The sequence below is a fragment of the Dyadobacter beijingensis DSM 21582 genome, from assembly GCF_000382205.1.
Classification (GTDB): Bacteria; Bacteroidota; Bacteroidia; order Cytophagales; family Spirosomataceae; genus Dyadobacter; species Dyadobacter beijingensis.
The window spans coordinates 941,228-954,535 of the sequence record NZ_KB907787.1 but is presented as its reverse complement, the minus strand read 5'-3'; the positions used below and the strand labels follow the sequence as shown (position 1 = coordinate 954,535).

10 protein-coding genes are annotated in these 13,308 nt (G+C 53.2%); 9 read left to right on the top strand and 1 reads right to left on the bottom strand.

Features of this window, described 5'->3' with window-relative positions:
• Positions 1 to 105 precede the first annotated feature (105 nt).
• The 3 genes from H144_RS0111195 (at position 106) to H144_RS0111185 (ending at position 4,749) form a co-directional block, all read left to right on the top strand.
• Positions 106 to 1,653: a DUF5723 family protein gene (locus tag H144_RS0111195; RefSeq protein WP_157504621.1), complete on the top strand. Its 1,548-nt coding sequence runs from the start codon at positions 106 to 108 to the stop codon at positions 1,651 to 1,653.
• A 66-nt stretch (positions 1,654 to 1,719) separates the two neighbouring features.
• A complete protein-coding gene (gene msrB, locus H144_RS0111190) occupies positions 1,720 to 2,115 on the top strand; it encodes a peptide-methionine (R)-S-oxide reductase MsrB (protein ID WP_019942151.1) in 396 nt (131 codons plus the stop codon).
• An 81-nt stretch (positions 2,116 to 2,196) separates the two neighbouring features.
• Positions 2,197 to 4,749, top strand: coding sequence for a penicillin-binding protein 1A (locus tag H144_RS0111185; protein ID WP_019942150.1), 2,553 nt, complete (start codon positions 2,197 to 2,199; stop codon positions 4,747 to 4,749).
• A gap of 64 nt (positions 4,750 to 4,813) precedes the next feature.
• Here the strand turns inward: H144_RS0111185 and H144_RS0111180 are convergent, their stop codons facing one another.
• On the bottom strand, positions 4,814 to 6,589 hold the full coding sequence (locus tag H144_RS0111180; protein WP_019942149.1) for an ABC transporter ATP-binding protein: 1,776 nt from the start codon (positions 6,587 to 6,589) through the stop codon (positions 4,814 to 4,816).
• A 162-nt stretch (positions 6,590 to 6,751) separates the two neighbouring features.
• Between H144_RS0111180 and H144_RS0111175 the strand changes: the two genes are divergently transcribed.
• The 6 genes from H144_RS0111175 to H144_RS0111150 all read left to right on the top strand — a co-directional run bounded on the left by H144_RS0111175 (position 6,752) and on the right by H144_RS0111150 (position 13,303).
• Positions 6,752 to 7,690: a helix-turn-helix domain-containing protein gene (locus H144_RS0111175; RefSeq protein WP_019942148.1), complete on the top strand. Its 939-nt coding sequence runs from the start codon at positions 6,752 to 6,754 to the stop codon at positions 7,688 to 7,690.
• 92 nt (positions 7,691 to 7,782) lie between these two features.
• A complete protein-coding gene (locus H144_RS0111170; RefSeq protein WP_019942147.1) occupies positions 7,783 to 9,165 on the top strand; it encodes a glycoside hydrolase family 88 protein in 1,383 nt (460 codons plus the stop codon).
• Between the two features lie 139 nt (positions 9,166 to 9,304).
• Positions 9,305 to 10,129, top strand: coding sequence for a sugar phosphate isomerase/epimerase family protein (locus H144_RS0111165; RefSeq protein ID WP_033402583.1), 825 nt, complete (start codon positions 9,305 to 9,307; stop codon positions 10,127 to 10,129).
• A gap of 5 nt (positions 10,130 to 10,134) precedes the next feature.
• Complete coding sequence (locus H144_RS0111160) at positions 10,135 to 11,280, top strand: Gfo/Idh/MocA family protein (RefSeq protein WP_019942145.1); 1,146 nt, start codon at positions 10,135 to 10,137, stop codon at positions 11,278 to 11,280.
• Positions 11,277 to 12,047, top strand: a complete 771-nt coding sequence (locus tag H144_RS0111155; protein WP_019942144.1) for a 3-ketoacyl-ACP reductase — start codon at positions 11,277 to 11,279, stop codon at positions 12,045 to 12,047. Before H144_RS0111160 ends, H144_RS0111155 begins: the two co-directional genes overlap by 4 nt.
• A gap of 14 nt (positions 12,048 to 12,061) precedes the next feature.
• A complete protein-coding gene (locus H144_RS0111150) occupies positions 12,062 to 13,303 on the top strand; it encodes an MFS transporter (RefSeq protein ID WP_019942143.1) in 1,242 nt (413 codons plus the stop codon).
• The last annotated feature ends 5 nt before the right edge of the window (positions 13,304 to 13,308 follow it).

Here is a 13,308-nt window from a genome sequence, read left to right as displayed (position 1 = left end):
GAATATTCTTTACCCAATCAGTAAACCAGTCTTGGAAGTCAGTCCCGTACGCATTTTCTTTGTAAACTGATCTCAATGTCGGCACCCTACCGAATTACGTTCCTTATGCAAAAAAGCTGGTTATCCATATTAGGACTGGTCTGCGGAATAACCATCGATGCATTATCCCAGCATTTGCCAGGCACCGCCATGAGCAACTTCGCCGGAACGAACGCGCTATATCACAATCCCGCGTTTGTGGCCGACAGCCGTTACAGCGTATATGTGAACCTGGTCGGCACGCAGTTTTATACTGCCAACAACCACGTCAAATACGAAGCGCCTTACTCGTTCCTCAGCCTGATCACCAACACGGTGCCCGCCAAATACCACAATGAACGCGGTATGCTGCTGTTCCCCCGCTCTTACCTGGGCGAGAAACTGAATGGCAACAAAAAGTATATGAATGCAGGTGGCGACACCCGCCTGCCGTCTATCATGTTCAATATGTTCAAAGGACGTATCGGCGTGGGCATTTCCTCCCGGGCGCGCTACATTCTGAACATGACCCAGGTAACCGAACCTATGGCGCGGCTGATCAGCAAAACGACGCAGTTCAAGGATATTCAAGGGCAGGTTTATAACAACCAGTCGGGCCAGCTGCATGTGAATGGCCTGGGGGAAATTGCGCTCACGCTGGGCGGGACCGTGTTTGATAATGAGACGGACTATCTCAAAGTCGGCTTTACGGTCAAAAGGCTCATCGGCCTTTACAATGCCCACGCCATTATCGAAAATTCTTCCTACGACATTCAGCCCGACCCGACGTGGGAGAACAAGCGGCAGTATATTAATGTCAACGAAATCAACGTGCGCTATGCACTCACGCGCGACGAAGGATTCCAGAACGTCAAACCATCGCCAGCCTGGCTGCTCGGCAACGCACCTCCGGGAAGCGGCTGGGGTTTCGACATCGGCGCGGTGTACGAGTACCGCCCCGACGTGAACAAAGCCACCTACCGCGAACGCGGGGTCCGCAAGCGTGATGCGTCCAAAAACAAATACCTCTACCGCGTAGCCGTGTCGCTCACCGACATAGGGCGTGTGCATTTCAACAATCCGGCCTACATTCTCCAGCAGGAGACGCATACGACCAATAAGGAATTCCGTTACGACACATTCCAGAAGCTGAAAGGCTCCGAAGGCATTTTCAACGCTATTAACTCGTCGCTGGACGGCGGGCAGCCCATTGCGCCGAATTTTAAATCGGTATTGCCGACGGCATTCCAGGCAAGTGTGGATTACAATGTAAAACCCAATGTGTATGTCAATGGCCTTTGGGTACAAAACCTCATCCCGCAGGGTGCATTCGGCATGAAAGCGGAGTCGTACGTGGGCATTACCCCGCGCTACGAGCACAGATGGTACGAAATATCGGTGCCGCTCTCGCTCATGAACCGTTACCGTTCACCGGCTATCGGGCTGGCGGGACGTATCGGCCCGCTCTGGCTGGGTACCGATCACCTCACCGGCTTGCTCAACATCGGCAACCCGAGGTCTTTCAACCTCTACTTCGGGATCTCCGGCGGATTGTTCCGGCGGCCGCCCGAATCCCAGAACCAATGCTGGCCGCCCCAGGATTCGTGGATACGCCGCATTTTTTCCAAACGATAATTTACGCTTCAACGTTATCAGAGGATATGGTACGAATTTTTCCTGCCATTCCTAAAAAACAAACCCATGAGAGAAGTCCAGAAAACCAAGGAAGAATGGCAGCAGGAGCTCACCGACCAGCAGTGCTTCGTGCTGTTTGAAAAAGGTACAGAACGCCCTTTTTCACATCCTTATAACGACAATAAAGAAGAAGGCACCTACGTGTGCGCCGCCTGTGGAACGCCGCTTTTCAGTTCCGAAGCAAAATACGATTCAGGATCAGGCTGGCCGAGCTTTTTCACACCGATAGCCAAGGACAATGTAGAAGAAATTGTCGACCGCAGCCACGGTATGACCCGCACGGAAGTCGTTTGCAGAACCTGCGGAGGGCATTTAGGACACGTTTTTAACGACGGGCCCAAGCCCACTGGCCTCCGTTACTGTATGAACGGAGCTGCCCTCAAATTTCACAAAGCTGAATAGAAACCATTTCAGAAAAAGCCGGATTGAGTCATATCTATCCGGCTTTTCTTATCTTTGACCCATTACGAACCAAAACGTTTGATGGAAGTTCTCCGATCGTTTTTTACTAAAATCAGGATGCTGTTCCGGGCTTTCCGGTCGCGGCTCGCCACACTCATCAACAGGATTGCATATAGAATTACCTCGCTTGTGACGGGCAAGTCCAAGGCCGACGAGTTGTTCCATTCGTACCGGCAGAACAAGAGGTCGCTGCGTGGCTGGTGGGAAGATAAGGTGGATGTCAATGCACGGTATTACCGCACGATTGTAACGGTCTGGAAAACTTTGGTTTACGGCTTCGTGCTCTTCGCGGTGTACATATTCTCTGTGGAAACCAACTTCCTCTGGCTCATGGGCAGCATGCCGAGCGTGGAAGACCTCCAGAACCCGAAAGTGGCCCAATCTTCGGAAATCTACACGGCCGACGGCGTGATGATCGGCAAGTTCTACACCGAAAACCGGACGCCCGTTCCCTACAAGCAGATTTCACCTAACCTCGTCAAAGCATTGATCGCCACCGAGGATGCCCGTTTTTACCGGCATTCGGGTATTGACTACAAGGCGATGGCCAGCGTGGCCTGGGGGATCGTCACCGGCGCTACCGACCGCGGGGGTGGTAGCACCATTACCCAGCAGCTCGCCAAAAAGCTATTCAAAACCCGTAAATCCGGCGCAAGAGGGCTGCTAGGTTATGTTCCGGGCCTCAGCACGTTGATTTACAAAACCAAGGAATGGCTTACGGCCATCAAGCTGGAAAGGAATTTTACCAAGGAGGAAATCCTGACGATGTATTTCAATACCGTCGATTACGGTAACAATACTTATGGTATCAACACGGCGGCGAAGTCGTATTTCAGTAAATCGCCCGACAGCCTCAACGTGCAGGAATCGGCCGTGCTGGTAGGTTTGCAAAAGGCCACCACGACGTACAACCCGATCCGGAACATGAAGCGCTCGCTCGAACGCCGCAATGTGGTGATCGATCAGATGCGCAAATATGGTTACCTGAATGCCAAACAGGCCGATTCCATCAGCGCACTGCCCATCGAGCTGAAAACCAAATTCGAAACTCCGTATGATGGCAATGCCAATTATTTCAAAAATGCGGTGGTGGATTTTGTCAAAAAATGGGGCGACGAGAATGGTTACGACCTTTATACCGATGGCTTGAAAATCTACACCACCATCGACTCGCGGATGCAGGAGGACGCGGAAGAAGCCATGACGCAGAAAATGAAACAGCTGCAGCGCGTTTTCGAAGACCACTGGCGTAACCAGAACCCGTGGCGCGACGAGCAGGGCAATGAGATCACCGACTTCCTTCCGACCGTCGTGAAGCGCACTACCAAATACCGCGCATTAGCCGCCAAATTCCCGAACAGTCCCGACAGCGTGGCCTTTTATCTCAACAAAAAAGACACGATGACCGTCTACGACTGGAAAAACAGTGGCGAAATGACGAAATACTGGAGCTCGATGGACTCGCTCGACTATTACAAGCGCATTCTCCGTGCGGGCCTGATGGCGATGAACCCGCAGACGGGCCAAATCCGCGCCTGGGTGGGTGGTTTGGATTATAATTATTTCAAATACGACGCGGTAAAGCAAGGTAAGCGCCAGCCGGGATCTACCTTCAAGCCGTTCGTGTACACCGCCGCGATCGACGACTCGACATACAATATGAACCCCTGCAACGAGATCGTCGACAAGCCTTTTGAAAAAACCTACGAAGAAGACGGCGAGGAGAAAGTCTGGAAACCGCGCAATGCAACCGGTTCTTACACTTACGCCCCGATGACGCTTCGCCGCGCACTGGCGCAGTCGATCAACTCCGTTACCGCCGAGCTCACCGACCAGATTGGTGCCGCCAATGTGGTGCGTTATGCCAAGAAAATGGGCATCACCACGCCGCTGAAAGCCGTTCCGTCCATTGGTCTCGGGCCATTCGACGTGTCGCTGTATGATATGGTGGCGGCCTACGGCGTTTTCGCGAACAATGGCACCTACACGCAGCCTATTCTCGTGACGAAAATCGAGGATAGCAATGGCAAGGTGATCGAAGAATTCCAGCCGGAGCACCGCCAGGCGATTAGTGAAGAATCGGCATTCCTGATGCTGCAAATGCTGCGCGCGGGCGTGGAAGAGGCGGGTGGAACGTCCGGAAGCATTCGCTGGCGGTTCAACACGACGCTGAACGGCAATGAAATGGGCGGCAAAACGGGAACCACTTCCAACAACTCCGACGGCTGGTTCATGTGCGTCACGCGCGACCTCGTGGTAGGCGCCTGGGTAGGCGGCGACGATCGGAGCATCCACTTCCGGACCACGAACCTCGGCGAAGGCGCTAAAACGGCCCTGCCGATCGTAGGCGCATTCCTGGAAAAGATTTACAAGGACAAATCCGTAGAACCCGGTCCATTCCCGAAACCGAGTTTCAAAGTATCGAAAACCTACAATTGCCCTACGCAATGGGCGCCTGCCGAGAGCGATTCGCTGGGTATTGAAGGTGACAGTACACCTTCCAAGCGCAGCGACGAAGACGACTTCCTGATCGGGCCACCGCCTATTCCTTTGGATACAGGGCGGAGGAATTGAATTTAGGCTGTAAGCTGTAAGCATTAGGCCATAAGCTTAAGGCCTAATGCTTACAGCCCAAAAACTACAAAGTCCCAATCTTATGCACCTCTTTGTACTGCATCCGGTACAAATTTGCGTAAGCGCCATCCTTTTCGAGTAATTGCTCGTGATTACCTTCCTCCACGATCCGGCCTTTATCGACGACAATAATCTTATCCGCCTCCTGAATGGTCGATAGCCGGTGCGCGATCACGATTGCCGTACGGCCGTGCATGAGGTTTTCGATCGCGTGCTGGATGAGTTCTTCCGTTTCGCTGTCCACGGACGAGGTAGCTTCGTCGAGGACGATGATCTTCGGCTCGTGCACCATCGCGCGAACGAACGAAATGAGCTGCCGCTGCCCTACGGACAATGTCGCGCCGCGTTCCATGACATTATAGGTGTAGCCGCCGGGCAAGCGTTCGATGAAGTCGTGTACACCCACCAGTTTGGCCGCTTCGACGATTTTCTCCTGGGTAATGCTTTCGTCGCCAAGACGGATATTGTTTTCAATGGTATCCGAGAAAAGGAACACGTCCTGCAACACCACGCCGATATGCCGGCGCAACGCATTCAGCTCGTAGTCATGCACTTCCACGCCATCGACATAGATATTTCCTTTATTAATGTCGTAAAAACGCGTGAGCAGGTTAATGATCGAAGATTTTCCCGCCCCGGTAGCGCCGACGAAAGCAATGGTTTCCCCTTCTTTTACCTTGAAATTGATATCCCTCAGAACATATTCCTCGTCATTGTAAGCAAACCATACGTTTTTAAACTCTACATTTCCCTGAATGGATTCCGGCGCAAAAGTGCCGTCGTTGGAGGTGTATTCGTCACTATCCAGGAGTTTCAGGATGCGGTCGGTGCTCACGATCCCCATTTGCAGGGTATTGAAACGGTCGGCGAGCTGGCGGATCGGGCGGAAAAAGAGGTTAATAAACATCACGAAGGCCGTCACCGTACCGAACGTCACTTCCGAGTCCAGGATCTGTTTTGACCCATACCAGACGACGAGCCCCGTACCTGCCGCCGCAATCACGTCGGCCACCGGGTAATACACCGAATAGTAGAGAATGGACCGGATGTTCGCGTTACGGTGCACCTTGTTAATCTCCCTGAATTTCTTGTATTCGATATCTTCGCTGCTGAAAATCTGCACGATGCCCATTCCGGTAATATGCTCCTGCACAAATGCATTCAGATTGGAAACCGCCGCACGCACCTCGTTGAAGGAATCCTTGATCTTTTCCTTGAAAACATAGGTGCAGAAAAGCATCAGCGGGATCATCGAAAGACTGATGACCGACAGCTTCCAGTCGGTGTAGAACATGACGGCGATGATCAGTACCAGTTGCAGGATATCTCCCGCAATAGCTGCCATACCGTCGCTGAATACGTTGGAAAGCGTTTCCACGTCCGAAATGGTCCGCGTAACTAGCCGCCCGATGGGTGTGTTATCGAAGAATTTAAGCCGCAACCCGACGATCTTCTCATACAGCTGCACGCGGATATCGCGGATAATATACTGCCCGAGCCAGCCCGACATATAGGTATTCCAGAACTGCGCAATGCCCTGGAAAATGGTCACGACAATCATAATAACCAGCATGACCGTCAGCTGCGCGTAATCGCCGTTCGAAATGGGCGTATCGATGGTGTATTTGATCAGCAGGGGTGTAAGCGGCGCGAGGATCGCATTGAGCAATATAATGGCAACAAGCAGGTAAAACCGCTTCTGGTAAGGTCGAACGAATGTGTATAGACGCCTTAGGGTGGGAAGATCGAATATCTGGCCGCTTTTGGTTTCCTGGTTCACCGGGTAGCTTTTAAAATACAGTGGTTGTGAAGAATCAACACCGCAAAGGTATAAAATGTCACAAAGGGTATAAAAAATCTGGCAAACGGCCCCTATCTTTTGGTAGTTTTGCCGCCCTGCCGGCTTTTGAAACGATTAGCGAACTTGAAAAAGTCTGAATGCATGGTTTTCGTGTCTGATGCAATCCCGGTACATTCCCTTCCCAAAACCCCCAGCCAGGTACCTGCTTTAAAGATTTTCCGGTTCAAGAACAGCCTCAGCGCCAATCATGAGGGGGTTATCCAGCCCGGGCCCGTCGCATTGCCCATTACCCCGCTTCCTACTGATACGCCGCACCGGCACACGTACTACGAGATCCTGTTCATCGAAGAAGGCCAGGGATTCCACGAGATCGATTTCCATTCGTACAATATTCAGGGTGCAGGACTGCATTTCCTTACGCCGGGACAGGTGCATTTGCTTACTTTTTCGACCTCCTTCCAGGGCTATATCGTCGCATTTTCGGAAGATTACTATACCTTCTACAACCCGGTGAACCCGCCGCTTTCACAGCTGCCATTCTTCCAGCCAGCGCGCCGGCAGCCCATCATTACCCTCTCCGAAAGCGACAAACATTATTTCCACAATATCCTGGAAAACATGGTAACCGACCACCTTAATGCCGAGACCGACCAGACGCTCATTGGCCGGTACCTGGGTTTGCTGGTGCAAAAATGCGCTTTCCTGACCCAGCACGGCCGCCAGGCCGCGGAAACTCCGCCGTTGGGCGTGCCAGAACTCGCGGGGCGTTTTCAGGAATTGGTGGAAAAGAATTTCAGGCAAATGCACGAGGTGCAGCAATATGCCAATCAGCTGGCGGTGACGCCCGACTATCTGAGTAAAATCATCAAAAAATCTCTCGGCATTTCCTGCCAGGAATACATCCTCGACAAGCTCCTGCTAGAAGCCAAACGGCTGCTCGTTTTTACCAACCTGAGCAGTAAGGAAATCGCTTACCACATCCATATGGACGACCCGTCCTATTTCAGCCGTATCTTCAAAAAGAAAACCGGACTAACCCCGAACGAGTACCGCGAGCATGTTCGGAAAAGTACCATTTAATAGCAGATTTGTACCTTGCTATCGCTTTTTGCCGCAAATATCTTTGTATTATCCAAAATTAAAATGGCTAAATAATACTATTGATATAAGTTATGCAGATAAAAAACGAACTGACCGCGGCTTCACTCCAAACCAAACTCGACCGGTTTTGGGAAGTTTCAGGTGAGAAAATCAAGCTTATCAACAAAGAGTACGACAACTCCAAAGGAACGCCGGTTTTTACCGTGAATGGCAAATACACCCTTCGCGGCTGGACCGAGTGGACGCAGGGCTTCCAATACGGTGCCGAAGTATTGCAGTTTGACGCGACAGGCGACGAAAGTTATCTCGCCAGCGCCCGTAGGAACACCGTGCAATCGATGGCCTCGCATGTAGGCCATTTCGGCGTGCACGATCATGGGTTCAACAATGTGAGCACGTACGGTAACCTGCTCCGCCTGATGAACGAAGGCGTGCTGCCCGAAAACGAGTGGGAGCGCAACTTCTACGAGATCGCATTGAAAATCTCCGGGGCCGTGCAGGCGCGGCGCTGGACGCCCATCAGGAACGGACAGGGGTATATCCACTCGTTCAACGGGCCGCATTCGTTGTTTGTGGATACGATACGCTCGGTGCGTGCGCTGATGGTTTCGCATTTGCTGGGGCACAGTTATATGGGTGAAAATGACTTGAAAACCAGCCTTCTGGAACGCGGCACGCTGCATTCCATCGCTACGGCCAATTACTCGGTATACTACGGCGAAGGCCGCGACAGCTACGACCTTTGGGGCCGTACCGCCCACGAAAGCGTTTTCAATACCAACGACGGCAACTACCGCTGCCCCAACTCGCAGCAAGGTTTCTCCGGCTTCACCACCTGGACGCGCGGCCTCGCATGGGCGATGGTCGGCTTTGCGGAACAGCTCGAATCGCTTCCACGATTTACTGACGAGGAGCTGGCACCGTTGGGCGGCCGGGCCGAAATCGAGCGCATTTACCTCAAAGCGGCACAGGCTACCTGCGATTTTTACATAGCCAACACCGCTGCCGACGGCATTCCTTACTGGGACACAGGCGCGCCGCAACTCTACCAGCTGGGCGACTACACTACCCGAAAATCAGATCCCTACAATGCATTTGAACCGATCGACAGCTCGGCTGCCGCCATTGGCGCACAAGGTCTGCTGCGATTGGGTAAATACCTGAATGACAAAGGCCAGAGCGAATCCGGCAACCGCTACTGGCAGGCTGGGCTGACAGCCGTGGATACGCTTTTCGAAGAACCCTACCTGTCTACCGACCCAACGCACCAGGGATTGATCCTGCACTCGATCTACCATCGCCCGAATGGCTGGGACAATGTGCCGGCAGGCCAGAAAATCCCGTGCGGCGAATCGAGCATGTGGGGCGATTACCATGCGAGGGAAGTGGCGCTTTACCTGCACCGGATCAATAAGGGGTTGCCTTATTACTCGTATTTGGGCGCAGTGAAATAACGCTATTGTCAGCCTGGTGCTAGCGTTGTTTCATCCTGAGCGGAGTCGAAGGATAATTGCGACGTCGCCAAAACCCTTCGACTGCGCTCCGGGTGACATGTATAAATCGAACCAAGTCTATTTAAAACAAATTACCGCATTGGAAAACATAACACTCGACCGGTGCTGCATCCACACCATTACCACCAAGCCCTGGGGACTCTCGGAGGCAGTGGAAAACTACGCTGCCGCCGGGGTGAAAGGCATCAGCGTCTGGCAGAATGCGACGGAGGGAATCGGACCGCATCGTTCGGGCGAGATCATCCGCGCTGCCGGGCTGGAAATCGTTTCTTACGTCCGTGGCGGTTTTTTCCCCCATACCAGCAGCGCGGGTCGCGCGCAGGCGATCGACCATAACCGCAAGCTCCTCGAAGAAGCCGCAGCTTTGGGGGCACCCATGATCGTGCTCGTATGCGGGGCGTCTCCCGACCAGCCGCTGGAAACTTCCCGTGAGCAGATCAAGGAAGGTATCGCGGCCATACTACCCTTGGCCGAAAAGCTGGGCGTCAAGCTCGCGATCGAGCCGCTGCACCCGATGTATGCCGCCGACCGCTCGGCCATTAACACGCTCGGGCAGGCCAATGACATGGCCGAATATTTCAAATCGCCTTTCGTGGGCGTGGCGGTGGACGTGTACCATTTGTGGTGGGATAGCGATCTGGAAAAAGAGATCGCCCGGTGCGGTGCCCATGGCAATCTGCTCGCCTACCACGTCTGCGACTGGAAAGTGAACACGATCGACCTGCTCAACGACCGCGGGTTAATGGGCGAAGGCTGCATTGACCTGAAAAAGATCAGAGGCTGGGTGGAAGCGACGGGCTTTAACGGCTTTTGCGAGGTGGAGATCTTTTCGAATATCCATTGGGCGAAAGACCAGCATTTGTTTTTGAATGAAATAACTGAGGCTTTTCTTAAAACTGTATAAAAACAATGACAACACATACCATTGGCATTATCATGAACGGCGTTACGGGCCGTATGGGTACCAACCAGCATTTGCTCCGCTCGATCAAGGCGATCATCGAGCAAGGCGGCGTAAAAATCTCTTCCGACGAGGTGATTATGCCCGACCCGATCCTGGTAGGACGCAATGAAGCCAAGCTGCAAGCGCTGTGCAAGCAGTCGGGCGTTCAGAAATATACGACCGACCTCGACGCTGTAATGTCCGATCCCCATTACCAGATCTACTTCGATGCCCAGGTTACCGGCCGCCGTGCTGCGGCGGTGAAGAAGGCGATCCAGGCTGGAAAACATATTTATTGTGAAAAACCGACTGGTACGACGACGGAGGAGGCATTGGAACTCTATGAACTGGCTACGAAAGCAGGTTTGAAAAACGGCGTGGTACAGGACAAGCTGTGGCTGCCGGGTTTGGTGAAATTGAAAAGACTGATGGAAGCAGGCTTCTTCGGAAAAATCCTCTCGGTACGCGGCGAGTTCGGGTATTGGGTGTTTGAAGGAACCAGCATTCCGGCACAGCGGCCTTCATGGAACTACCGCAAGGAAGACGACGGCGGCATTATCGTGGATATGCTCTGCCACTGGCGCTACGTGCTCGATAATTTGTTTGGAAAGGTAAAGGCCGTTTCCTGCCTGGGCGCCACGCACATTCCCGAGCGCGTGGACGAAAATGGTAACACCTATCAATGTACCGCCGACGATGCCTGCTACGCCACATTCGAATTGGAAGGCGACGTCGTCGCGCACTTCAACTCATCGTGGACGGTTCGCGTACGCCGCGACGACCTGCTGACGCTGCAAGTGGACGGAACGCACGGCTCGGCCGTTGCCGGTTTGCGCGACTGCTACGTTCAGCATTACGGCAACACGCCGAAACCTGTCTGGAACCCGGATATCCCCCAGCCGATCCCGTTCTTTGATGGCTGGTCGAAAGTACCCGAGCAGGAGATTTACGACAATGCATTCAAGGCGCAATGGGAGCTTTTCCTGAAACATATTGTGAAAGACGAGTCTTTCCCGTGGGATCTGAAAGCGGGAGCCCGCGGGGTGCAGCTCGCCGAAAAAGGCCTCGAAAGCTGGGAAAAACGCCAATGGGTTGACGTACACGAGCTATGAAAAAAACCGCACTGATCACCGGCGGCAGTCGCGGCATCGGCTTCGGTATTGCCAAAGCCCTTGCCAAAGAAGGCTATAACCTGGCCATCAACGGCGTCCGCGACGAATCGGGGGCGGCCGAAGCATTGAACGAGCTCCGCGAGCTCGGCGCCGAAGTGGTGTATTGCCAGGGAAGCATTGCCGATGCCGCAGACCGCGAGGCGGTTATCGAGAAGGCCTATTCCGTATTCGGGCAAATCAATCTGCTCGTCAATAATGCCGGAATAGCCCCGCGCACCCGCCTGGACCTGCTCGAAACGACGGTCGAGAATTACCAGGAAGTCATGACGACCAATCTCGAGGGCCCGTTCTTTTTTACCCAGGCGATCGGCAAACGTATGGCCCACGCGAAACAGAACAACCACGCGTTCGAAGCGGCGATCATTTTCGTGACGTCCATTTCAGCGACGGTCGCGTCCATTAACCGGGGCGAATACTGCATTTCAAAGGCCGGCCTGGCGATGACCAACCTGCTCTTTGCCGTGCGAATGGCCGAATACAATATTCCGGTTTACGAAATCAGGCCGGGTATTATCGCCACCGACATGACTTCCAAAGTACAGGAGAAATACGATAACCTTTTCCAAAGCGGTATTGCATTGCAGCCGCGCTGGGGCACGCCCGAAGATGTAGGAAAAGCAGTAGCCTCGCTCACCCGCGGCGACTTCCCCTACTCCACCGGTCAGGTGATCGGCGTGGACGGCGGAATGCTGATCGACAGATTATAAAACATCCTAACCCTATGTCAACAACCAACCATACCAATCCTTCCCTGCTCTCGCAGCTTTTGCAAGTCCCCGTGATCGTGGCGGCATTGGGCTACCTGGTCGATATGTACGACCTGTTCCTGTTCAGCGTGGTGCGGGTTCCGAGCCTGAAAGCGTTGAATGTGCCCGACGACCAGCTACTGACCGAGGGTATTAGTTTATTGAATTATCAGATGGCAGGGATGCTGATCGGCGGTGTGTTGTGGGGGATAATTGCGGATAAAAAGGGGCGTCTCTCCGTACTTTTCGGTTCAATTATCATGTATTCGCTGGCTAATATCGGCAACGGATTTGTGAACACGCTTGATCAGTACGCGCTTCTTCGCTTTATTGCGGGCGTAGGGCTGGCGGGCGAGCTCGGAGCGGGCATTACGCTCGTGACGGAGGTACTACCGAAAGAAATCCGCGGCTATGGTACCACTTTGGTAGCGACGTTGGGGGTTTTGGGCGCAATTTTGGCTTATTTCGTAGCCGATTTGTTCGCATGGCGTGTTTCCTACTTCGTGGGAGGCGGCATGGGGCTGCTGCTGCTGGTGCTCCGGTTCAATGTTTTTGAGTCGGGTATGTTCAAGCATGCCAGGGAGCGTTCGGTGGATCGTGGTAACATTATGATGATCCTGTTGAACGGCAAGCGCCTCAGCAAATACCTGATGGCCATACTGGTAGGATTACCGATCTGGTTTGTGGTGGGCATTCTCATCACATTTTCGCCCGAATTCGGCGCCGCAAAGGGCATTGAAGGCATTAATGCGGGCAAAGCTGTGATGCTGGCCTTTTCAGGGCAGGTGGGCGGAGACATCGTCAGTGGGTTACTGAGTCAGTACATGCGGAGTAGAAAAAAGGTGATCCGGCTCTTTATTGTGCTATCGCTTGCGATGGTGATCGGATATCTGCTGATTCCGATGCAGGATTTGTTCTCGTTCTATCTGCTTTGTACCTTGCTCGGGTTCTGCAATGGTTACTGGACGTTATTCATTACCATTGCCGCGGAACTGTTCGGTACCAATCTGCGGGCCACCGTAGCGACGACCGTCCCCAATTTCGTCAGGGGAGCGACGATCCCGCTGGCGGCATTATTTGTGCATTTCAAATCCGACCTGGGCGTGATCCAGAGCGGACTGATGATAGGAGTAGCCACGGCCGTAGTGGCATTGCTGGCCTTGTATTTCCTCGAAGAGACATTTACAAAGGATATGGACTTTGTAGAAAAAGAATAGTTTCG